Below are 22,841 nucleotides of genomic sequence, written 5' to 3'. Positions count from 1 at the left end.
CCGAAGAGATACTGTAACGTGTCTCAGACACAGGAGCCGGACAGTCCGACTCCTTTTTTTCATGTCTCTGCAATATTTCTCACAACTCCCGAAAACAGAATCGATCCGTCCTGCCCCGTGACAAGAAACAGGAATGGACGATCCAGTACGAAGTCGATTTCGTCGTCCGGTATTTCTGCTGCGGTTTCTGAAACGCCGAGTTCTGTATACGCTGCTCCGGTTACTCCGTTTTCGTCGATTTCAAGCATGGCGGCGTGGTCTGCTTTGCTCAGGTATAAATTCTCTTTGTCCCCTGTTAATGGGCTGAAATCTGCCAGATCCGCATCCAGCGCATCCGTTACACCTAGTGCGCGCACCGTTTCGATCAGGTCTGTTTTTTCCGATACTTTAAATTTAGGAACAGACAGGTTCACCATAGGGGAATACCAGTTATCACTGCTTTCATCCCGCCGTATAACCTTCATCAGATCCGGATCCGATACCAGTTCATTGACATCGGTATTTTCATCCGGAAGCAGGAAATACATGGAGCCGCTGTCCTGAAGGCTAAGGCTGACTGCACGGAAATGTTCGCCCTGGTAGACATCCATCCGTTCCGTTTTTTTCATCATATCCACATCGGTGTCTCCCGCAGTTCCGTGGAACGTTTCCTTCTCTGTATTCACTTCCCAGAAATTTTCCCTCCACATCGCCTTATAATAGATGGTAGATACAAGCTCAAACACGGTATCCGGTGCGATCGCCATGTCTTTCGTATATTCCTTCAAAAGCCCGCCGGTATTATTATCCGTCCAGGTCTGCAATGCCTGATCCATTTCTTTTGATCCTGGCGTTCCTCTGAATGTCGATGCATAGTACTGCTCCGCCAGCCGCTGCAGCGTTGCGTCATTGTATGATTCCTCACTATCGAGCCACAGCGAATTTGCCAGCACACTTTTCAGCGCGGGCGTGTCTGCATAATTGCTTTCCCAGAGTGAAGAAACATTTTCCCGTAAGGTGTCCATGTCCTGCGCACCAAGCATATCCAGAATCTGCTGCCGCGTATTTCCATCCGAAGTTTCCGCCAGCATCGCAAACGCGATATACAGATTGATCGGCGAGCAGACGGTATTTTCATCTTCTGAAACCAGCATTTGTTTCATCAGGTTCTGATAATATGCATCCATTCCCGACTGCAGTTCTGCTGATTTTGCTGTCAACTCCCGGTACGAATCCCACCAGTCCCAGTGTGCATCGCTTTCCATGAATTTCTGTGCATCCATTGTCCGCTCCACAGATGCCGGATAAGCCGCCAGAACCGTCGTTACCCCCGACGGATAACGGACTGCAGAACCCTCCCGACCGTTTCTCCATGTCGCAACCCCCAGCACAGCTCCGCCGATGATCACCGCGCAGGCTGCGGCGGCCGTCCATTTTTTCCATACGCCTCTCCGCGGGTGGCGATCACTCCGTGCTTTTTCCACCATACCAGGCTCCAGATTTCCCAGCACTTCAAACAATTCTTCTTTCTTCATAATTCGAACCCCCTTTCCGTCAAGTGTGTATGCAATTTTCCACGGATCCGGTTTAATGAAACTGAAATATAATTTTCACTTCTTCCCAGCCGCTCCGCGATTTCACCGATACTGTCTACATACCAGTACCGCAGGACAAACATGCATCGTTTCTCCTCCGGCAGCTTCTGCAGAAACTGATTGATCTCCGCGATCAGTTCTTTCATCTCCCACTGCCGCTCAATATCATCTTTCCCCGAAACACATTCTTCCAGCTCGTCCAATACTGTATCCATCTGACTTCCTCCGCGTTTTTTGCGATGCATTTTTCTATACAGATCAAACGAAAGATTTCTCGTTATTTTTCCAAGAAATGTGGATAACAGAGACGGCCGGTGCGGCGGCATAGCGTTCCACGCGTGAAGCCAGGTGTCGTTGACACATTCTTCTGCATCCGCCGGATTCTGCAGAATATTCTGTGCAATGGACGTACAGTATGTACCATATTTCATCGCAGACTCGCTGATCGCTGTTTCGTTCCTGTCCCAGTACATTTGGACAATATGAGTATCCTCCATATGGAAATCCCCCTTTCATCTATCATCACGCCATTTTGCAGAAAATCTTACACTTTTCAAAAGAAATTTCAGTTCAAAAAAGGGCGTGACCAAAGCCACGCCCTTCTATTCTTTTATTTTCTTTATGCCAGAATCGGTTTCAAAGCCTCTGCGAGTTTTTCTTTCTCCGCTTCTGCCTCTGCCAGATCCTTACCAAGTGTTGTGTAGTATACTTTGATTTTCGGCTCTGTTCCGGACGGGCGGACGATGACGGTTTCACCGTTTGCCAGTTTGTAGATCAGAACGTTTGCGGATGGGAGTCCGGTTTCTTCCGGTTTCTCGTAATCGGTTACTTTGACAACAGCGGAACCTGCGATCTCGGTCAGCGGCTCTTTTCGAAGGCCATCCATAATACCGGCCATCTTGTCCATTCCGCTCAGACCCGGGAATTCGAAGCTGTCTACTTTGTTCAGATAACGGCCATACTCGGCATAGATCTCTTCCAGTCTCTGTTTCAGGGAGCTTCCGATGCTTCTGTAATAAGCTGCCATCTCGCAGATCAGCATGGAGCCGATGACTGCGTCTTTATCTCTTACATACGGACCGGCCAGGTATCCGTAGCTCTCCTCGAATCCGAAGATGAAGCGGTCTACTTCGCCGTCTGCCTCAAGGTTTGCAATCTGATCGCCGATCCATTTGAATCCGGTCAGAACGCTGCGGAGCTCAACGCCGTAGTGCTCGGCAACAGCATCTGCCAGTGGTGTGGATACGATGGATTTTACAGCAACCGGTTTCTCCGGCATGGTGCCTTTCTCGATGCGGCCTGCGCAGATGTAGTCGAGAAGCAGAACGCCGACTTCGTTTCCGGTTACCAGCTCATAGCTTCCATCCGGGCACTTCATGGCAATACCAACACGGTCTGCATCCGGGTCGGTAGCCAGCATCAGATCTGCGCCGGTTTCTTTTGCAAGATCCAGGCCCTTTTCCAGTGCTGCAAAGATTTCCGGGTTCGGATAGCTGCAGGTGGTGAAGTATCCGTTCGGGTACTCCTGCTCCGGAACGATGGTAATATCGGTGATGCCGATGTCTTTTAATACGCGCGTAACCGGTACAAGACCAGATCCGTTCAGCGGGCTGTAAACGAGTTTCAGTCCGGCGGTTTTACACAGACCCGGACGAACCTGACGGGATTCGATTGCTTCATACAGGGCATTCTTGCAGTCTTCTCCGACAAAACGGATCAGTCCTTCTTCCACGCCCTCTGCGAACGGCATATATTTTACGCCGGTCAGGATATCGGTTTTCTGAATCTCTGCGTATACGATTGCTGCAGCATCATCGGTCATCTGGCATCCGTCCGGGCCGTAGGCTTTGTAGCCGTTGTATTTTGCCGGGTTGTGGGATGCAGTTACCATGATACCTGCGTTGCAGTTGTAGTAACGGGTTGCAAAGGAAAGTGCCGGTACCGGCATCAGTGCGTCGTAAATTCTGACTTTGATTCCGTTTGCTGCCAGAACGCCTGCTGCTGTTTTTGCGAATACATCGCTCTTGATACGGCTGTCATAGCTGATGGCTACCGTCTGGTTTCCGCCCTGTGTTTTTACCCAGTTTGCAAGACCCTGTGTTGCCTGACGTACTACATAGATATTCATACGGTTTGTTCCTGCGCCAAGCACTCCACGAAGTCCTGCGGTTCCGAATTTCAGAGATACTGCAAAACGATCCTTGATCTCCTCATCGTTTCCTTCAATCCGTGCCAGCTCCGGGTTCAGGTCTGCGTCTTCCAGGTCAGCTTCCAGCCATCTCTTATACTCTTCCAGATACATATCTTTTTTTCTCCTGTTCTATTCTTTATTTGTAACTATTCAACGCCATGCGAAAGAGAAGAAAATCGTGAATCACGCTTGCATGAATGCGCGGCTTTCTGGAATTTCATATGGCGAGAAGCAACATCGAGATGCAGCGCAAGCGGAATCGAGATGGGGTTCTGAATAGTTACCTTTCTTTTATGTCTCACTCTTATGTCCCCATGTAGCGCCACATAAATGTATGTATAGTCATAATATACCATAACTGTCCCAAAACAGCAATTATTTTTGGTAATTTAAGCAAAATTTTACCGATTCTTTTTCTCTTTTTTCGACTCTGTCAGCTGTTTTCAGACAGAATTAGCTAAAACTCTTTTCGTCCAGCCATATCTTTTTGTCATTCGAAATAATATTATTGTTCCAACTAATTTCTCGCACCAGTGGTGCGAGTTTCTATCATTCCGGCAACTTTCCATTCCGACAAGCTCTGGTAATTATGATATATCTTAGTGGGTTACAAAAGCAGAAATCTGCACTTCTCGCGAAAACGCAAATTTCTGCTTTTGTTATGGTATTTATATTAGTTTTTATTCTTCTCCCGGTCTGTGATTGTAGTCAAATCCACATTTTTCCAAAAATGCCCGCGCGATCACGGTTGCCCCGATCTGATTTGGATGGATTCTGTCCCAGGCAATGTAGGAAGAATGGCGGTATTGGAAGTAATCATTAAAAACAGCCTGCAGATCGATGAAACAGCAGCCATATTTTTCAGCCAGCTCACGGCAGATTGCCCCATATGTATCCATACGTTTTCTCATCCAATCCTCTGCATTTGGTTCCATGTAATATGGGGTCATGAGAAAAACACCTTTTACGTTATCTTTTACGGAAAGAATCATCTTCTCGACGTTGGAACGGTACTCCTCCGGCGATACCTGCTCGTCCGGGATAGCCGGGCTGTCGAACTGTCTCCAGACGTCGTTGATGCCGATGCAGATGGATACCCAGTCCGGTTTTAAGGATACGACATCACGGTCGAAGCGCTGCAGCAGGTCGCGGCTTGTGTTTCCGCTGATACCGGAGTTTGTCACGCGAAGATATATCTCCGGGTAGAATGCTGCGAGCATGTTCTCGACAATTCGAACGTAGCTCTTTCCGACATTTTCAAATAAACCTTCCCCCACCGGCTGTGCACTTTCCATATCTGTTACGGAATCTCCTGCAAATACAATCCGGTCCATGTGTTCAAAAATCATTTTTTTGCCTCCCTTGTTCATCAGTAATAGCTCAAAAACCTTCCAAACATCATTATAATCTTGTAATTTCGACGGTGCAAGGCAGATTTTATAAATTCAAAGCGATTTTAAAGCGATCCGGACAGAAAAAAAAATGGCTGCGAAGCACCGTTTTTCAGCACCCCGCAGCCGGGAAATTTCTTTTTTTTGCAGTTGTTCAGAGTCATGCAAAACGGGAGAAACATCGAGACAGGGCTCTGAATCGTCACCATTTTCTATTCAATCCCATCCATATAAGCATTGTAAATCGCCGGGTCAATGTTCTCTTTAATCGACGCATACACGCTCTTCGATGCCTCTCGGATCTCCTCTCTTGTCTGGTCATCGAGTGTCAGAATCTTCGTTCCGCTCTCCTCAATTGTCGCGATCTTGTCGGCGATACGGGCATCGGACTGCTCTCTTGCGTACTCGGTCGCAATCTTTGCGGCCTCTGTCATGATCTCCTGCTCGTCTTCCGGCAGATCCTTGAAGAAATCGTCGTTGACGATCAGGGAAATCAGATGCGGCAGATGGTTCGTCTCCACTACGTAATCCTGCTGCTCATACAGATTATTCGAAACGATGACCTCATACGGGTTCTCCTGCGCATCAATCGTGTGCTGCTGCAGGCCGATGTAAACCTCACTGAAGCTCATCGGCGTCGGGTTGGCACCGATGGCTTTCCAGAATGCCAGATGGTAGCTGTTCTCCATGGTACGGATCTTCTGGCCCTTGAAATCCGAAAAGCTGTAAACCGGCTTATTCGTACTCATGACACGAAATCCCTGATCCGCCATACCGAGCAGGTGATAGCCGCCCTCTGTGTAAACATTGCTGATCAGCTCGTAAAACTCCGGATTATCAATCTTCTCACGGCATTCATCGAGAGAATCAAACACACACGGCAGATCAAACACGGCAAGATCCCCCATAAAGGAAACCTGCGGTGCCGTATTCTGTACGACAAACGGAATATCGCCGTCAGCACACGTTTCCAGCAGATCGCGGTCGCCGCCAAGCGTTGAGTTTGCGTAAACCTGAATTTTCATCCTTCCATCGCTCAGCTCTGAAATCTCTTCCGCAAACTTCTCAGCGAAGATCTGCGTTACCGTGTCCTCCGGGCTCGCCGTTGCCAGCGGCCAGGAATAGCGCTGTGTCGTCTCTCCATCGGAAGAACCGCAGCCGGCAAGCGATGCGCCAAGTGCAACGACAGTAGCAAGTACCGTTGCTGTTCGGAAAAGCTTTTTCTTTTTTGTCATCTTTTTCATTGTTCTTCGCTCCTCCCTATAAAATTCCAATCGAAATCGCCGGAATAAACGTAATCAGCAGCAGTGCCACGAGGAAGAAACCGATCATCGGCATAGCCTTCTTTGCGATCTGCATGACCGGAACCTCGGTCAGGGAGCTTGCCACAAACAGGTTGACCCCGATCGGCGGTGTTACGAAGCCGATTGCCAGATTGACAACCATGATCACACCAAACTGAATCGGATCCATACCGATTGCCTGTACGATCGGCAGAAGGATCGGCGTCAGAATCAGGATCGCCGGAGTCGTATCCATAACCATTCCGACAATCAGCAGGAATACATTGATAATCAGAAGGATCGCAACTGGGCTGTGGAAGTTGTTCAGGATAAACTCGCTGACGGTCTGCGGTACCTGCATCAGCGTCAGCACACGCGAGAATGCCGTAGATGCTGCCAGGATGAACAGGATCGGGGTGAAGGTACGAATTGCCTCAACCAGAATGGACCAGATGTCGCGGATGCGGATACTCCTGTACACAAAAAGGCTGATGATCAATGCATAGAATACGGAGATAACAGCCGCCTCAGTCGGGGAAGCGACACCGCTGTAGATACAGCCAAGGATGATCACCGGACTGAGCAGTGCAAAAAAGCTCTCTTTTAAAACGCGAAGCAGGCCTTTGTCATGCAGCACTTTGACTTCTGCATGGATCTTCTCTTTGTCCTCCCCATACCGTTTGCAGTGATAAACGGCATAAACCATCAGCAGCAGACCGATCATCAGACCCGGTACAATTCCGGCAAGGAACAGGTCACTGACCGAAGCGCCGGAAGCCATACCGTACATGATGAACGGAATACTCGGGGGAATGATAACGCCAAGGCCGCCGGCAACTGCCACAATCGCTGTGGAGAATGTCAGATCATAACCAAGGGTAGTCAGAATCGGGATTGTCATGCTTCCGACAGCGGCAACGGTCGCCGGAGCGGAACCGGAAATCGCACCGTAAAAAAGGCAGGTGACGATAACGGCGCACGGCATACCTGCGGTGAATTTTCCGAGAAAATAGGCAAAGACATCAAACAGTTTTTTGGAGATGCCTCCCTTAGCCATGATGATACCGGAGAGGACGAACATCGGAACTGCCAGCAGAGGGAAGGAATCGAGTCCTCCGAACATGGCACGGATCAGATATTTGGCTCCTACCGTAAAAGACGGGTCAAACACCGACGGAAGCACAGATGTGATTCCAAGTGTAATCGATACCGGAACAGCGATGACCAGCAATGCAACAAAAATCAGAAATAATACTACGACTGGCATTAGCGTTCCTCCTCATTCGAATTTTTAATCGTATGGATGCGGTTGTCGATACCCGCGTTCAGGGCATTTTCTGTGGCGTTATCTGCTCCGGCATTTGCCTCGATGAAGGACTCCGGCGTATTTCGCTCCGGATGCGCCGGGTCGAAAACATTCTCACCGCGTGCCACACGGAACTCGATCATCCACCGCTGCAAAACACGGAAGGCAACCAGTACAAAGGAGACAAGCGGTGCTGCCTGGATAAAATACATCGGGATTTTGCAGGCCGGGGAAAGCTGGCCGCTTTTAACTGACGACATCATATAAGAAAAAGCAAACGGAATCATATAGATGAAAAAAATCAGTTCAAACGTATGATTCACAATTTTGAAGATGGCTTTTCCTCTCCGCGGGAAAATCGCAACAAACTGCTCGATCTTGATGGAAAGGCATTTTTTGCTGCAGTAGCTGACGCTTAAAAAACCGCACCAGATAAAAATATATCTGGTCAGCTCTTCCGACCACGACAGCGACATGCCAAGGACGTAGCGGCAGAAAACCTGAATTCCCATGATCAGCGTCATGGCGATCAGACCGATCACAAGAAGAAATTCTTCCAAGTTTTCATCCAGCCAGTGAAATACTCTCTTCATAAAAGGCATACCTCCGTTAAATTTATAACAGAACAATAATACAAAAGGGACATCGGCATCAACAGCAAAGCTAAAAATACCGGTGTCCCCTAAAGAAAAAACGGTTACATGGCTTTGTGAAGCAGATCCAGAACGGTGCTCAGATCATTCACACCCATCTGACCCGGTGCGGATGCTTTCTTTGCCGCGCCGAAGGTCATGGAAGAGCCAAACACCTCACCGCAAAGACGGCTGATCACGCCGGTGCCTGCCATCGACATGGTGATGATCGGTCTGTCCGCATAATTGGTGGTCATTTCCTCTGTTGCCGCAAGCAGGGTCAGAACGTCTTTCTTATTCTGCGGCATAACAGCGATCTTCGGAATATCTGCGTTCATATCCTGCATTTTGCGCAGTCTGTAGATGATGTCTGCTTTTGCAGGAGTTTTGAAGAAATCATGGTTGGAAGCAACAACCTTTACGCCTGCTGCGTGTGCACCGTCGATGATCTTCTTTACAATGTCATCTCCGGTAAAGATCTCAACATCCACCAGATCCACATATCCGGTCTGTGCTGCTTTGATGTTCAGCTCCGCATAGGCTGTCGGCTCAATCGCTTTTTCACCGCCCTCTTTGGAGGTACGGAATGTCATCAGAAGCGGAATATTGCCGAGTGCTTCGCGGAGGTCTTTTAACACGTCCTCTACCTGTGCAAAGTCGAATACACCCTCGAACCAGTCTACACGCCATTCTACAACGTCAACCGGAATCGAATGGAAAGTTTTTGCTTCTTCGATGATATCGTTTTTGGTAACGCCTACGATCGGAACGATGATCTTCGGTGCACCGGCACCGATTTCAATATCACGAACTTTTACTGTATTCATGTGTTTTTCCTTCTTTCTTCAATATTAACCCTGACTTTTCTTTTGCAGGCTTTTCTTTTTCACGCCCGGATTCCCTGGTACTTCGTACTCCCGCAATCCTTAACCTCATTTTAGTTGTCCTGCTGTGCAAGTTCAACCATTTTTTTATAGCGAATGTTTACAAACAGTCCAAGCGCAACACCAACTGCGGTCAGAACGATGTTCATGGTCATAACGCCGGACGGCTGCATTTTAGATGCTGCGGTCAGGATGGTGTAGTTGCAAAGAGAAGATGCAATCATAACCAGTGCGGTTACGGTTCCTTTGATTTTCGGGAACAGCATATTGCAAACGGAAGTTGCGATCTGAAGCAGTCCGCCTGCGCCTGCCCATCCGATAATGAAAGCACCGGCAATCATCAGCGGTTTGCTCTGTCCCATCAGGACAGCAATCATAGTTACAAGGCAAATGGCCGGGTAAACAACGATGAAACGAACATCTTTGATTTTTCTGGTCAGGAACGCTGTTACGATCAGTGCCAGCATGGTTCCTGCAGAATAATAGGTCTGCATGATGGACGGATCAGCCCAGCCTACATTCTCTTTTGCAAAGTTCTGTGCACAGTTCAGCCACAGCTGGAAGGTACCGGTGCAGGTGAATCCGATCAGGATCATGGCGATGGATTCGAAGGAGAAATGTGTATGTTTCAGACTGTCGATCAGGCCCTCTTTTTTGCCGGATGCTTTCTGGTCAGCGTCTGGCAGCGGGAACAGGAATACCAGTACAAAAAGTACGATATAAGCGATTCCGCATCCGTAGAATAACGGATTGTAGGAGGTAAGGCCTGCTGCTGTAGAAGTAACAGCTACACCAAGAACAAATGGAAGCAGCATCTGAGCAATTGCGATGAAGAATTTGATTCCCATGGTAGCAACGCCAGGAGCTTTGTAAATAATCTCGGATACTGCCGGGTAAATACCGGTATCCAGGAAGGAGTTTGCGATACCGCCGATGATGGCGCATACGTAAGCGATGGTGTAACCGCCGTGTGTTCCTGCATTAAATGCAAGAGCAAGGCCGATCAGGTAAATTGCATAGGAAGCACTTCCGATTGCAGTGGAAATGCGGCGTCCGAGTTTGTCGGACAGAGGACCTGCAAATGGCAGTGCGATCAGACGGCCAAGACCGAGTGCTGCGGAAATTGCGGTAATTGCCATTGCTTCCACTCCCCAAGCTGCTGCCAGAGCCTCTTTGATGACTGCCTGGCCCAGGATGGAGCATCCAACACCGTGGATAAAGTAGTTCAAGTACAGAATTAATGCACTTGGCAGGTATTTCTTGTTCATGGTTTCTCTCCTTTTTAAATAGATTATGTTGAGGTCAAATTGTCTTTTTCCTCTGTTCGGTTCATCCTTTTGTTTTGTCACAAACAACAGATTACCAGTTTCGTGAATGTTAAAAAAATAACATTTGCCTTTATTTTAACAGTGAAAACGTGTACGGTCTAATGCTTTTAAAGGAAAAAACCAATGCATTGAATGCATTGATGTGGTATACTTGAGTTATCATAATAAGAGGAAGCAAAGACTTTCTTACGGAACCATTTTTTCAGGAGGAAAATCCACATGACACTGAATCAGATTCTCTATTTCCGAAAGGTTGCCCGGCTGGAAAATTATCACCAGGCAGCAGAGGAACTTTATATTTCCCAGCCATCCCTGAGCCGTTCGATGGCCGCCCTTGAAAGCGAGCTTGGAATCACGCTGTTTGAAAAGAAAGGGCGCGGTGTTGTCCTTACCAATGCCGGCCGCCTTTTTCTGGAGCATGCAGACCGGATCGCGGGCGACTGTGACATTGCGACAGGTAAAATGAAAGAGCTCGCCTCCGGTGGCGGCAAAATCAATATCGGTTATATTTTTCCACTTGCCGGACATTATATTCCGCACAATGTCCGCACCTTTCTGGACAAAGAAGAAAATAAAAACGTTGCCTTTAGTTTCTGGCAGAACCATACCCCTGCCATTGCACAGAAGATGAAATCCGGTGAACTCGATCTTGGGTTTGGCGGCTTTTTAAAGCGCGATGACATGGAGTTTTTTCCGTTGATCCAGCAGCCGCTTGTCATCGTATCCCCGGAACAGCATCCGATTGCCGATGAACCGGAGGTTCCGCTTGTAAAGCTTACCCGTTATCCGGTGATCGGCTACGACCGCGCCTCCTGGATGGGAGCTTATACCGGTCATCTCTACCGAAAATATCAGCTTCATCCGAATATTATCATGGAATGCCCGGATGAATATTCGATTGTGGCACTGGTGCGCGAAAATTTCGGTATCGCGCTTATGCCGCGAACCGATATTCTGGAACAGGCAGACGGCATCCGTATCCATACGCTGAACGGTCTCGAGATTTATCATCAGACCTTTATGTTCTGGATGAAGAACCGCTACCGGCTTCCGGCTGTCGAACGGTTTACCGAATATATGAAACAGCACGCTGACATTATCGAAGAAACCGGAAATGATAGCGAAAACGTATCGAAAGTTTATCTGAAAGATATTGTTAATTTTTAGTCGAAAGCGTTATGATGAAATTGTCACAAACAGAGGATTACCGCTCATGTAATGAATAAGGAGAAATTTTCATGAAGAGTGCTTACCCCAAAATTTTTGAGCCAATTACAATCAAACGAACAACGATTAAAAACCGTATTGCAATGACCCCGATGGGAACCAACTACGGTGAGACAAGCGGTGAAATGAGTAACCGTCATATGAACTACTACTCTCTCCGCGCAAAAGGCGGCGTTGGTCTTATTATTCTGGAGAACGCCAACATCGAGTACCCGGTCGGTTCCAACGGAACCAGCCAGATCCGTATCGACCACGACAGCTTTATGCCGCGCTACTATCAGTTAGTCGAAAACCTTCATAAAAACGGTGCTACCGTAGCGATCCAGATCAACCACGCCGGAGCTTCCGCATCTTCCGCAAGAACCGGTATGGAAACCGTTTCTTCTTCCAACATCCCGACAAAAGCCGGCGGAGAAACCCCTCGCCCGATGACAAAAGAAGAAATCATGACAACCGTGAAAAAATACGGCGAAGCTGCAAAACGTGTGCAGGCCATCGGCTTTGATGCCATTGAAATCCACTGCGGCCACTCCTACCTGATGAGCCAGTTTATCTCCCCGTATTACAATAAAAGAACCGATGAATTCGGTGGTTCCGTAGAAAACCGTCTGCGCTTCCCGCGTATGGTTCTCGAAGAAGTACGCAAAAACGTCGGACCGTGGTTCCCGATCATCGTTCGTATCTCTGCCGAGGAGCGTGTTCCGGGCGGAAACACCCTGGAAGATACCCTGAAATACCTGGAGTACCTGGATGAATTCGTAGATATGTACGACGTATCCTGCGGCCTCAACCCATCCCTGCAGTATCAGATCGATTCCAACTTTCTGCCGGACGGATGGCGTTCCTACATGGCAAGAGCCGTAAAAGATAAATTCAAAAAGCCTGTGATCAATGCCGGTAACTACCGCGACCCGAAGGTCGTTGAAAAAGTTCTCGAAAGCGGCGATGTAGATATCGTCGGTATGGGACGCGGCCTGATCGCTGAGCCGAACTGGGTAAAGAAGGTGGAAAACGGCGAGGAAGATATCCTTCGGAAATGCATCTCCTGTAACGTCGGATGTGCCGGAAATCGTATCGGTGTCAACCGCCCGATCCGCTGTACCGTAAACCCGGCTGTTCCGGAAGGCGATGTTTACAAATCACTGAAAGTGAACAAAAACTGTAACGTTGTTGTTGTCGGCGCCGGTACTGCCGGTATGGAAGCAGCCTGCACCGCAGCAGAAGTCGGATGCAACGTTTTCGTACTTGAGAAAAACGATCACATCGGCGGTCTTTCCACTTTCATCTCCGATCTTCCAAGCAAGACCCGTATGAAAGACTTCCCGAAATACCTTGAGGCAAGAGCCGCCAGACTGAAAAACCTGTATATTTTCCTCAACACCGAAGCTACGGTGGATAAGATCAAACAGTTCAAACCGGACATCATTGTAAACTCCACCGGTTCCGTTCCGCTTGTTCCGCCGATCAAAGGCCTGAAAGAGAACATCGATGCCGGAAACGTAAATACCATCTTTGGTATGATCAACAATGTAAACGCCGGAAAATATCCGGAAGAAGCCTGTCAGGGCAAGAAAGTCGTTGTAGTCGGCGGCGGTTCCGTAGGACTTGACGTTATTGAATACTTTGCACCGAGAGGCGCCGAGTGTACCATCATCGATATGCTGCCGCAGATCGGTATGCTTGCAGACCCGATCACCAAATGCTCCATGCGTGAGACACACGACAAATACGGTGTAAAAGAATATGTCAACACTGCTCTTCAGGAAGTAAAAGAAAACGCATTCACTGTAAAGCTTCCAGACGGAACCATCCAGGATCTCACCTTCGATTATGGATTCAACTGCCTTGGAATGCGCTCCAACAACCCGGTTCTGCCGGAGCTTCAGGAAGCATTCGCCGATACCCATACTCATATTTATACCATCGGCGATTCCGTCCGCGCACGCCGCATCATGGAAGGTACCATGGAAGGCCGCGCGATCCTGAATGTACTGGAGTCCCAGGGCTACCTGCATCTGGAGCCGCTTGAGTAATCACTGAATCACTTTCTTACACAATATAAAAAAACAGAAAAGAGGAAAATATCATGCCAAATATTACAGGACATACCGAATTAGTTGGATTAATGGCTTACCCGATCCGTCACACCCAGTCTCCGACAACCCACAACCTTGCATACGACAAAAACGGAGATGACGTCATTCAGCTTGCTTTCGAAGTTGATAACGATTCTTTAAAAGATGCTGTGCAGAGTATCCGCGCGCTGAAAATGCTCGGTTCCAATATTTCCATGCCAAACAAAACTGTTGTCCACAAATATCTGGACGAAGTAGATGAAGCAGCTAAGTTATGCGGCGCTATCAATACCGTAGTCAACCTCCGCGACGAAAACGGTCAGGTAACCGGAAAACTGAAAGGCTACAACACCGATGGTATGGGATACTGGCAGGCACTGACCGAAGAGGGCATCGATTTCAAGGGAATGAAGATGGTCCTGATCGGAACCGGCGGTGCTGCTACTGCAATTGCAGTGCGCGGTGCTCTGGATGGAGTTGCAGAAATTGAAATCTTCAACATCAAAGACAAATTCTACAGCCGTGGAGAGGAAATTGTTGATCTGATCAATAAGAACACCAACTGCAAGGCTACCATGAACGATCTGGCAGACAAAGACCTCCTGAAAGAAAAAATGTACGCAGCTGACCTGTTCTGCGATGCTACCGGCGTAGGAATGCATCCACTCGAAGACCTTTCCAACATTCCTGATCCTTCCTTCTTTAAAAAAGATCTCATCGTAACGGATACCGTTTACGCTCCGCGCGAAACCGTTATGATGAAACAGGCAAAAGAAGCAGGATGTGAGAAAGTATTCAACGGCATGGGCATGATGCTGTTCCAGGCACTCATCGCAATCAAGCTGTACACCGGAAAAGATACTCCGGTTGACTACATGAAAGAGAAACTTGGAATCTGATTTCCGGGCGAATCTTTTCCATCTTAAACCTTAATCAAAAACCAACACGAAAAGAGGAAATGAACTTTGCGTCATTTCCTCTTTTTTTCTTGCTTTCTTTCGGCATCTGGAGTATAATTCACTTCATATAGTAGCAGTTTAAAGTGCTACAGCACGATTTATCATCATGCGGAAATACGAGGAGAGAGAGGATTTCAAACTATGTCAAAACACATCACAGGACACACCGGATTATTATGTTTACTCGGAAGCCCGGTTGCACACAGTGTTTCTCCGGAAATGCACAACGAAGCATGCGACCAGCTCGGCCTTGATTATAGCTACCTTGCCTTTGATGTACCGGAAGACAAAATGCCGCAGGCAGTCGAAGGACTCCGCACCATGGGTGCAAGAGGCTGGAACATCACCATGCCTGGCAAAAATATCATGTGCAAATTGGCAGACAAGGTTTCTCCTGCTTCGGAGATCTCCGGCGCATGTAATACCATCGTCAACGACAACGGCGTTCTCACCGCTTACACCACCGACGGCGTCGGCTTCATGAGAGCAGTTGCAGAAAACGGCGTAGACATCATCGGCAAAAAGATGACTCTGCTCGGTGCCGGCGGCGCTGCTACTGCAATCCTGGTACAGGCAGCCCTCGACGGCGTGGCTGAGATCAATGTATTCAACGTCAGAGACAATTTCTTCGGAAGAGCCGAGGAAATCGTTGCAAAACTCAATGAGCGTACTTCCTGCAAGGTTACCCTGCACGACTTCTCCGATCCGGAAGTCCTTCGCGCATCCATCGCAGACAGCGCCATTCTTGTCAATGGAACTTCCGTCGGAATGGCTCCAAAAACCGAGAACACCATCATCACCGACACAACGATGTTCCACAAAGACCTCTTCGTTTTCGATGTGATCTACAATCCGCAGGAAACCCGCCTGCTGCGTGAGGCAAAAGAGGCTGGATGCAAGACCGGAAACGGTATGTACATGCTGTTATACCAGGGAGCTGCTTCCTTCAAACTGTGGACTGGCGAGGATATGCCGGTTGAGATCATCAAAGAGAAATACTTCTCCGGAAAATAAGAAGAACTCCTGCTTTGCCGAATTTTCCGCCTGCGGCGGGTCGCTTCGGCGACACGCGCAAAAAGCGACACGAACAAGAAACGGCAAAAGGCTTCTGCCACGGATTTTTATCCGCTGGCAGAAGCCTTTTTTATAATCTTTTTTATGATCTTTTTTGATCAGCCCGCTTTCTGTACTTCATCAAGCTGTGCTGTATACAGTTTATAATAATGGCCTTTCTTTGCCATCAGCTCATCATGTGTTCCGCTCTCCATAATACCGCCGTTATCGATATACATAATCTTATCGCAGTTGCGGATCGTAGACAGACGATGCGCAATGATAAATGAGGTTCTGCCCTTCAGCATGGCATTGAGTCCCGTCTGCAGTGCTTTTTCGGTCTGTACGTCAATGCTTGAGGTCGCCTCATCGAGAATCAGAATGGCCGGATCGGAAAGCAGGGTACGCGCAAACGAAATGAGCTGCTTTTGTCCCTGGCTCAGCATGGAACCACGCTCCCTTACCTCCGTCTGATAGCGATCCGGCATTTTGCTGATAAACTCGTCCGCACAGACAGTTCTGCTCGCCTTCACAATCTCCTCATGCGTTGCGTCAAGCTTTCCGTAACGGATATTATCCTCAATATCTCCCGAGAAAATAAAGCTGTCCTGCATCATAATACCCATCTGCTCACGCAGGGAATGAATGGTCACCTGCGAGATATCCTGTCCATCGATCAGGACGCGACCGCCATTGACATTGTAAAACCGTGAAATCAGATTGACAATCGTACTCTTTCCGGCTCCGGTCGGTCCGACAAGCGCCACACTCTCACCCGGTTTTACCGTAAACGAAACATCGTTTAAGATCTGTTTTGACGCATCGTACGAGAAATTTACGTGATCGAAGGTCACCTCACCGCGGATTTTTGGCATTTCAACGGCATCTTTTGCATCCTTTACCGTCACCGGCTCATCCATCGTCTCAAAGATACGTTCCAGATACGCAATGTTGTTGATAAAGTTATTGAAGATGTTTCCAAGGTTCATGATCGGCTGCCAGAAATACGATGCATAGCTCGAAATCGCTACAATCGTACCAACCGACTTATTTCCCTGCCCGAAAAGGATCAGACCGGACAGAAAAATGGCAGCACGCACGCAGACGGAAATTGAATCGATACCCGGCCATACCAGGTTGGAATAGCGAACTGCTGTATTCCATGTTCTGCGGCAATCCTTGGAAAGATCTTTGAAAATCTCCGCATTCTCATCCTCTCGTGCAAAGATCTGCGTAATGCGGGCTCCGACAATATTCTCCTGCAGATAGGCATTCAGGTTTGAGTTCTTGTTCGAAACTGCCTGCCATGCACGTCTCTGTTTATTCTTGATCCAGACCATGAAAACGCACAGCACCGGCACGCCGCAGAGCACGACAAATGCCATCTGCACATCAACCAGAAACATGAAAATCACGATAAACAGAAGGTTGAAGCTCTCCAGAACGATGTTGATCAGACCATTTGACAGCATATCCGACACCGAGTTGACGTAATTGACAACCCGAATCAGGATCTTGCCGTGCGGGCGGTCATCGTAATACTGGAACGGCAGCTCCTGCAGATGTGCAAACAAATCTTTTCGGATATCATAGATGATACTCTGACTGACATCCACCATAATGCGGCTTCGGATTGTTGTGAAGATCACGCTCACCAGATAGATGCCGACCAGCATTCCCACAAGAGAAAATAAAAGCCTCTCGTTTTTCTCCGGAATTGCAAGGTCCAGCGCCCGCTGGATAATCATCGGCGCCACATAGCCGGACGCACCGCCGATGCCACTCAAAAGGATCGCAAAAACCATCCGTTTTGCATATTTTTTGATATAGGATGAAGCTCTGAGCAGATGCTTGATGTCAAACGGCTCTTCGAGCACTTCATCCTGCTTGTATGTATTTTTTGCCATTGCTTCCCCTCCTACAGTTCATCCACACCGGTCTGCAGCTTCACCAGTTCATAATAGTAACCCTTCTTCTCCATCAGTTCCTCATGTGTTCCCATTTCTTCAATATAGCCATTTTGCAGAACAATAATCTTGTCCGCTGTTTTCGTTGTCGAAATTCGCTGTGCAATCACAATCTTGGTACATGGAAAATCAAGCTCCCGTAAGGACTGCTGAATCTGTTTCTCTGTTTCCATATCAACCGCCGATGTTGTATCGTCAAGAATCAGAACCGATGGACGGATCGCCAGTGCTCTTGCCAGAGAAATTCTCTGCTTCTGGCCTCCGGAAAGACCAACACCGCGCTCTCCAACCAGGGTATCGTAGCCCTCCGGCATCTTTGAAATGAAATCTGCCGCAGCGGAATACCTTGCAAACTTGACAACCTCGTTCATCTTGATCGAATCATCGCCGTAGGCAATGTTTCCCTCGATCGTGTCAGAATACAGCAGAACATCCTGCGTGGCAAGTCCGATCTGTTTTCGGAGATCATACAGCTTCAGCTGTTCTACAGGAATTCCGTCAATCCGGATCTGTCCTTCTGTCGGCTCATAAAACCGCGGGATCAGATTGATCAGCGATGTCTTGCCGCAGCCGGTCTCGCCCATGATCGCAACCGTCTCGTTCGGATGGGCCGTGAAGGAAATATTGTGCAGAACCGGCAAATCACCATCCTCGTATTGGAAGGAAACGTTATCAAACTCGATTTTGCCTTCAAACCGCTCCGGATGGGAAACGGCATTTTCTTCGTCCCTGATTTTCGGTTCGGAGTAATACAGCTCCATGACCTTTTTCGACGCTGCTGAGAACCGCTGAAATTCGTTCATGATATTTCCCATCTGACGCATCGGATTGGCGATTGCCCAGATGAGGCCTGAAAATGCCACATAGTCTCCCATAGTAAGCTGTCCTCTGATCATAAAAACACCGCCGACTGCGAGCAGGACAACCGGCATCAGGTTCGCAATACTCTCGACAATCGGGAAAAATTTCAGCCATACCATTCCGGTTGCCTTATTCGTCTCCGCATAGTCGGTATTGGCACGGTCGAATTTCTCGATTTCGTAATCTTCTCTTGCAAACGCTTTGACAACGCGGTTTCCGGAAATATTCTCCTGTGCGCATGTATTCATCTGTGCCAGTTTTTCACGCAGCGCCGCATGCATCGGGGCAACGCGGTTCCGGAACAGATAGATAATCCAGAATACAAACGGTGAAATCACAAGAACGCACAGTGCCAGCTTCCAGTTCGTATACAGGAAGAAAACGGCCGCTGCAGCAAACAGAGAAAATGACTCAACCACCATTCGTACAACCCATGCAACCATGTGACGCACCGCATCCAGGTCTCCTGTCTGCCGTGTCATCAGATCTCCTGTCCGATAGGTACTGTAAAACGTCATATCCTGACGCTGAAGCTTGTCGTACAGATAATTCCGCACCCGGTACAGAACACTCTGCGACACCGTCTCATAGATCATACAGCTGCCATAAACAACGATAACACGCAGGAACGTAAAGCCGACCATCGCAAACAGCAAGCGGTAAAGCAGGTCACGGTGTACCTGAAGATTTGTCGCCGCGTTCTCCCCAGTTAAAAACAGATCCACAATTTTTCCCGAAAAATAGGGAATCGTAAGCTGCAGAATATTGTACAAAACGGTTCCGAGAATACCGACAAAGTACAGCGCCCGTTTTCCCTCCATGTTTTCCCACAGCCACGCAATTTTGTTTTTCGGGAATTGTTTCGTGTTGCTTTTCATGTTTTCATATCCCCCCTTATCTTAGGAAATTGAGTTACCAAATTCAGCATTAATTTTCTTTCAAATGCTTTCGCCATTGTATCAATTTTCATTTGGATATGATATAATGCGACTGTACAAAAATAGAATGTTTCTATTTTTCCGAAACTGATATTCCCAGAAAAATACTGAATATTTTTTACCTGAAGGGGGACTTTTCCGTTGAAGAATCTTTTTGAATACAGTGACATCCTGCACTCGCCGATTGAAGCCTTTTCCTGCTGCTCCGACAGTTTTTCCATGCCGGTCAAATCCCACTGGCACTATTTTACGGAGGTTCTTTATCTGCAGGAAGGTTCTCTTCTCGTGAGCTGCAACGATTCCGTCTACCACATAAAACCGGGCTCTTTCATCCTGTTTCCTCCACAGACGGTCCACGCACTTGCCGCAGACCAGGATCGGCCATTCCGCTATTTCTGTATCAAATTCAACCTGAACCGCATCCAGCTCACCGGAAGCTACCTTCCGAACCTGAGCTTTGCTTTCCATAAAATCGCCACAATGACCTATCCTTCGCTTTTGTTTACGCAGGAAGATCTCTCAGAGCTGAATCTCCATGATTTTTTTGTAACCCTTGAGAGGGAGGCTCTTGAAAAGAAATACGGTTATGATGCCTATATCTATTCTCTCTTTTCCACACTGTTTCTCCGGCTTCTGCGTATCTGGCACTGCCAGGGAATCTGTTTCAATCCCGAATCGATTTCCGAGAGTGAGGAACAGAGTATGCAGGATATCCTCGTCTATCTCGACCGCCATTCCCAGGAAAACATCAATATCGAGGCACTGGCACATAAATACAACATGAGCTACTCCTATTTTGCCAAACTTTTTCTGAAGCATTACGGGCAGAGCTGTAAGCAGTATATCGAGTTTATCCGCCTGAACAAGGTTGAAAACCTGCTTCTTTTTACCGACTATGACCTGAACTATATTGCAGCCGAGACCGGCTTTGCGGACTGCAGTCATCTGATCCGCACCTTTAAAAAGCGGTACCAGATCACCCCGCGGCAATTCCGTCAAAAGCACCAGACCACGGTTTCCTCGTCTCTCCCGGCGAAGCTGGGATAATCTGAAAATGAAAAAACCCTGCAAAAAAGAGCGTTGCCATAAGAAAACATGAAAAAAACCAGTAAAATCAATGTTTTTTAGGGCAGCGGAAAACGGGGCAGGTCAAAACAACTGAATAATCAGACAGAAACAGGGTGTTGTCAAGCATGACAGCGCCCTTTTCTGTTCCCCGGCTAAGCCGCAGATTTTGAAAAAGTCTGCGGCTTTTCTTTTTGCCCAAACGCAGAAAGAAGGCGACGGCCTATGTACTTCACTTCCGGCAGCGACCGGGCCTTTGAACAGCCCCAGCCCCGGCCAGAGCAGCCGGACGAGGCGGCACCGGGATTGGAAAACTCGGTGTTGGAAAATCCAACATCGGATAATCCGACACCGGGAAACCCGACATTGGAAAATCCAATGCAATTAAATAAAGATATATCAAGTAAAGAAAAAACAACTACGGATGTATCAATTACCGATTCCATTCCTATCCTTTCCCGACCCTTCCCCTCGGAGGACGAAGCGGCACAGCCGCCGGAACGGAAAGGAACGGGAGCGAAATCACAGAGCGCCATAGAGATTTATCGTGAGATCATCATGGACAACATCGAGTACGAACACCTTTGCCAGCACGCCAAGGGCATTGACCGGGAAACGCTGGACGAGATCGTGGACTTGCTGGTGGAAACCGTGTGCAGCGTCCGCAAGACCATCCGTATTGCCGGGGACGATTACCCGGCAGAGCTGGTGAAATCCAAGTTTATGAAGCTGGACAGCTCTCACATCGAGTTTGCTATGACATAATCGGCAATTATCCAAAACGCCGGGCGCGGAGGTGTCAAAGCCTCTGCGTCCGGCGCTCTTTTTCTTATGCCTGCCCCATTGGGAAGTTAGGCAGTTCTTCCAACAGTTTCAGAATAAGGTGCTGCTTCATATCTTCGTCAACGGCCAACTCGTCGATCATGGGGGTGTAGTGTTCGATCACTTTTTGTTTAGCCCATAGCTCACCGGCGACGGCGGCCCTGATGGTAGCTGTGTCCAGTAACATTTCCTGTTCGGCCATCGTGTCAACTCCTGTCGTTTTTTGTCTTATTCCAGCATACCACAGAACCGGCGGGAAAACCAGCGCCGGAAAGATTTTCCTACGCATTTCAAAGCCCGTTCCGACGGGTATTTGATAAATCATTCTGCCACCCCATCGACCACCGCCGAAAAGCCTTGATTTCCGTGGGCTTTTTGCCCCCTAAATGCGTAGACAGGAGGGGCTTTTGCTGGCTTTTGGTTTCATATTTCCAGTGTACCCAGCAATAGAAATGTGTTCTTCTAACATCTAATAATTCATATTTTATGCCTTGTATTCTCTCCTGAAAGGAAATATAATTAAATCTATTAGAGATAAAAAGTGTAGTACAATGCTGACATAAGACAGGTGAACATAGAACAACATGAAAATTTTGATTGTTGAGGATGATTTAGAGATCAGCAAATTGCTGGCTGATTTTTTACAGGGAAATGGATATGAGGTGCTTTGTCAGTATGATGGGCTTCATGTGTTAGACTGCATACAAGAACATCAGATTGATCTTATTCTGCTTGATATAATGCTGCCTTATCGGAGTGGTGATACTATACTTGCGGATATTCGTAAATTCTCAACGGTTCCTGTCATAGTAATTTCAGCAAAGGAAACAACACAGAACAAGATTGATTTGTTGCGGCTTGGTGCGGATGATTACATTACAAAACCTTTCGATATGGAAGAAGTTCTCGCCAGAATTGAAAGCAACTTACGCCGGATTCAATTTCAAAACAGCACGCCGTCATCTTTGAAGTGCAATGATTTGGTTTTAGATTTAGACGGCAACAGAGCTATGCTACAAGGGGCGGAGTTACCTTTAACTGCGAAAGAATTTGCTATACTGGAATTGCTTATGAAATACCCGGACAAGATCTTCTCAAAGGCGAATTTGTTTCAAAGTGTTTGGAATACAGAGTATATCAGCGAGGACAACACCTTGAATGTCCATATTAGCAACTTGCGAAACAAGATGAAAGCCATTTGCCCGGATAAAGAGTTTATAGATACTGTGTGGGGCATTGGATACCGTTTGCATAAAGCCGAGGGGTAAGCTCTTGGCTTTATGCT

The 22,841-nt window shown here is 47.8% G+C and carries 18 protein-coding genes and 1 pseudogene; 7 read left to right on the top strand and 12 right to left on the bottom strand.

Translation table 11 applies throughout. The features are described from left to right. Positions 1-59: 59 nt before the first annotated feature. From PGS38_RS02440 to PGS38_RS02400, 9 genes are all read right to left on the bottom strand, one after another. Positions 60-1,514, bottom strand: a complete 1,455-nt coding sequence (locus PGS38_RS02440; RefSeq protein ID WP_270475846.1) for a serpin family protein — start codon at positions 1,512-1,514, stop codon at positions 60-62. Then, positions 1,511-2,071 carry an RNA polymerase sigma factor gene (locus PGS38_RS02435; protein ID WP_173841072.1) on the bottom strand — a complete coding sequence of 187 codons (561 nt, stop codon included), beginning with the start codon at positions 2,069-2,071 and terminating at the stop codon, positions 1,511-1,513. The genes PGS38_RS02440 and PGS38_RS02435 overlap by 4 nt, the downstream gene beginning before the upstream one ends. A gap of 122 nt (positions 2,072-2,193) precedes the next feature. Next, positions 2,194-3,876 carry a phospho-sugar mutase gene (locus tag PGS38_RS02430; protein ID WP_118666665.1) on the bottom strand — a complete coding sequence of 561 codons (1,683 nt, stop codon included), beginning with the start codon at positions 3,874-3,876 and terminating at the stop codon, positions 2,194-2,196. A 569-nt stretch (positions 3,877-4,445) separates the two neighbouring features. Further along, positions 4,446-5,114 (bottom strand): SGNH/GDSL hydrolase family protein, encoded by a 669-nt coding sequence (locus tag PGS38_RS02425; RefSeq protein ID WP_173830065.1) that lies wholly within the window; start codon positions 5,112-5,114, stop codon positions 4,446-4,448. A 254-nt stretch (positions 5,115-5,368) separates the two neighbouring features. Further along, positions 5,369-6,400, bottom strand: coding sequence for a TRAP transporter substrate-binding protein (locus tag PGS38_RS02420; protein WP_270475843.1), 1,032 nt, complete (start codon positions 6,398-6,400; stop codon positions 5,369-5,371). A 16-nt stretch (positions 6,401-6,416) separates the two neighbouring features. Beyond that, positions 6,417-7,706, bottom strand: coding sequence for a TRAP transporter large permease (locus tag PGS38_RS02415; protein ID WP_270475841.1), 1,290 nt, complete (start codon positions 7,704-7,706; stop codon positions 6,417-6,419). Then, positions 7,706-8,338, bottom strand: a complete 633-nt coding sequence (locus PGS38_RS02410) for a TRAP transporter small permease (RefSeq protein WP_117510066.1) — start codon at positions 8,336-8,338, stop codon at positions 7,706-7,708. The genes PGS38_RS02415 and PGS38_RS02410 overlap by 1 nt, the downstream gene beginning before the upstream one ends. 104 nt (positions 8,339-8,442) lie before the next feature. Continuing rightward, positions 8,443-9,204 carry a type I 3-dehydroquinate dehydratase gene (gene aroD, locus PGS38_RS02405; RefSeq protein WP_117801863.1) on the bottom strand — a complete coding sequence of 254 codons (762 nt, stop codon included), beginning with the start codon at positions 9,202-9,204 and terminating at the stop codon, positions 8,443-8,445. A gap of 110 nt (positions 9,205-9,314) precedes the next feature. Continuing rightward, positions 9,315-10,529, bottom strand: a complete 1,215-nt coding sequence (locus PGS38_RS02400) for an MFS transporter (RefSeq protein WP_055226273.1) — start codon at positions 10,527-10,529, stop codon at positions 9,315-9,317. Positions 10,530-10,808: 279 nt separating this feature from the next. Between PGS38_RS02400 and PGS38_RS02395 the strand changes: the two genes are divergently transcribed. From PGS38_RS02395 to aroE, 4 genes are all read left to right on the top strand, one after another. After that, complete coding sequence (locus PGS38_RS02395) at positions 10,809-11,756, top strand: LysR family transcriptional regulator (RefSeq protein ID WP_270475839.1); 948 nt, start codon at positions 10,809-10,811, stop codon at positions 11,754-11,756. Positions 11,757-11,827: 71 nt separating this feature from the next. Further along, on the top strand, positions 11,828-13,849 hold the full coding sequence (locus tag PGS38_RS02390; protein ID WP_117801861.1) for an oxidoreductase: 2,022 nt from the start codon (positions 11,828-11,830) through the stop codon (positions 13,847-13,849). A gap of 50 nt (positions 13,850-13,899) precedes the next feature. After that, complete coding sequence (locus PGS38_RS02385; protein ID WP_334294737.1) at positions 13,900-14,790, top strand: quinate/shikimate dehydrogenase; 891 nt, start codon at positions 13,900-13,902, stop codon at positions 14,788-14,790. A 201-nt stretch (positions 14,791-14,991) separates the two neighbouring features. Then, positions 14,992-15,864 (top strand): shikimate dehydrogenase, encoded by an 873-nt coding sequence (aroE, locus tag PGS38_RS02380; protein WP_055218962.1) that lies wholly within the window; start codon positions 14,992-14,994, stop codon positions 15,862-15,864. Positions 15,865-16,022: 158 nt separating this feature from the next. Here aroE and PGS38_RS02375 read toward each other — a convergent pair whose 3' ends face one another. Next, the gene (locus tag PGS38_RS02375; RefSeq protein WP_055267792.1) at positions 16,023-17,810 is read right to left on the bottom strand and encodes an ABC transporter ATP-binding protein; all 1,788 of its coding nucleotides are present in this window, start codon (positions 17,808-17,810) and stop codon (positions 16,023-16,025) included. An 11-nt stretch (positions 17,811-17,821) separates the two neighbouring features. Next, on the bottom strand, positions 17,822-19,609 hold the full coding sequence (locus tag PGS38_RS02370; RefSeq protein ID WP_055267790.1) for an ABC transporter ATP-binding protein: 1,788 nt from the start codon (positions 19,607-19,609) through the stop codon (positions 17,822-17,824). Positions 19,610-19,810: 201 nt separating this feature from the next. Here PGS38_RS02370 and PGS38_RS02365 point away from each other — a divergent pair, with 201 nt between their 5' ends. Then, on the top strand, positions 19,811-20,716 hold the full coding sequence (locus PGS38_RS02365; RefSeq protein ID WP_055267788.1) for an AraC family transcriptional regulator: 906 nt from the start codon (positions 19,811-19,813) through the stop codon (positions 20,714-20,716). A gap of 273 nt (positions 20,717-20,989) precedes the next feature. Beyond that, a pseudogene (locus PGS38_RS02360) lies at positions 20,990-21,493 on the top strand (DUF6017 domain-containing protein); the annotation flags it as partial. 70 nt (positions 21,494-21,563) lie between these two features. On the opposite strand, the gene PGS38_RS17735 reads toward PGS38_RS02360, so the two are convergent. Then, complete coding sequence (locus PGS38_RS17735) at positions 21,564-21,881, bottom strand: helix-turn-helix domain-containing protein (RefSeq protein ID WP_242998350.1); 318 nt, start codon at positions 21,879-21,881, stop codon at positions 21,564-21,566. A 259-nt stretch (positions 21,882-22,140) separates the two neighbouring features. Here PGS38_RS17735 and PGS38_RS02350 point away from each other — a divergent pair, with 259 nt between their 5' ends. Beyond that, on the top strand, positions 22,141-22,824 hold the full coding sequence (locus PGS38_RS02350; protein ID WP_055267786.1) for a response regulator transcription factor: 684 nt from the start codon (positions 22,141-22,143) through the stop codon (positions 22,822-22,824). Positions 22,825-22,841 lie beyond the last annotated feature (17 nt).

The sequence above is a fragment of the Fusicatenibacter saccharivorans genome, from assembly GCF_027667425.1.
GTDB classification, from domain to species: Bacteria; Bacillota; Clostridia; order Lachnospirales; family Lachnospiraceae; genus Fusicatenibacter; species Fusicatenibacter saccharivorans.
The sequence above is the reverse complement of the archived record's forward strand: the minus strand, read 5'-3'. Positions and strand labels throughout refer to the sequence as shown.

Excerpts from the sequence above, each read along its gene's own strand:
- PGS38_RS02440 (WP_270475846.1), bottom strand. The coding sequence starts at position 1,514 with ATGAAGAAAGAAGAATTGTTTGAAGTGCTGGGAAATCTGGAGCCTGGT.
- PGS38_RS02435 (WP_173841072.1), bottom strand. The coding sequence starts at position 2,071 with ATGGAGGATACTCATATTGTCCAAATGTACTGGGACAGGAACGAAACA.
- PGS38_RS02430 (WP_118666665.1), bottom strand. The coding sequence starts at position 3,876 with ATGTATCTGGAAGAGTATAAGAGATGGCTGGAAGCTGACCTGGAAGAC.
- PGS38_RS02425 (WP_173830065.1), bottom strand. The coding sequence starts at position 5,114 with ATGATTTTTGAACACATGGACCGGATTGTATTTGCAGGAGATTCCGTA.
- PGS38_RS02420 (WP_270475843.1), bottom strand. The coding sequence starts at position 6,400 with ATGAAAAAGATGACAAAAAAGAAAAAGCTTTTCCGAACAGCAACGGTA.
- PGS38_RS02415 (WP_270475841.1), bottom strand. The coding sequence starts at position 7,706 with ATGCCAGTCGTAGTATTATTTCTGATTTTTGTTGCATTGCTGGTCATC.
- PGS38_RS02410 (WP_117510066.1), bottom strand. The coding sequence starts at position 8,338 with ATGAAGAGAGTATTTCACTGGCTGGATGAAAACTTGGAAGAATTTCTT.
- aroD (WP_117801863.1), bottom strand. The coding sequence starts at position 9,204 with ATGAATACAGTAAAAGTTCGTGATATTGAAATCGGTGCCGGTGCACCG.
- PGS38_RS02400 (WP_055226273.1), bottom strand. The coding sequence starts at position 10,529 with ATGAACAAGAAATACCTGCCAAGTGCATTAATTCTGTACTTGAACTAC.
- PGS38_RS02395 (WP_270475839.1), top strand. The coding sequence starts at position 10,809 with ATGACACTGAATCAGATTCTCTATTTCCGAAAGGTTGCCCGGCTGGAA.
- PGS38_RS02390 (WP_117801861.1), top strand. The coding sequence starts at position 11,828 with ATGAAGAGTGCTTACCCCAAAATTTTTGAGCCAATTACAATCAAACGA.
- aroE (WP_055218962.1), top strand. The coding sequence starts at position 14,992 with ATGTCAAAACACATCACAGGACACACCGGATTATTATGTTTACTCGGA.
- PGS38_RS02375 (WP_055267792.1), bottom strand. The coding sequence starts at position 17,810 with ATGGCAAAAAATACATACAAGCAGGATGAAGTGCTCGAAGAGCCGTTT.
- PGS38_RS02370 (WP_055267790.1), bottom strand. The coding sequence starts at position 19,609 with ATGAAAAGCAACACGAAACAATTCCCGAAAAACAAAATTGCGTGGCTG.
- PGS38_RS17735 (WP_242998350.1), bottom strand. The coding sequence starts at position 21,881 with ATGATTTATCAAATACCCGTCGGAACGGGCTTTGAAATGCGTAGGAAA.
- PGS38_RS02350 (WP_055267786.1), top strand. The coding sequence starts at position 22,141 with ATGAAAATTTTGATTGTTGAGGATGATTTAGAGATCAGCAAATTGCTG.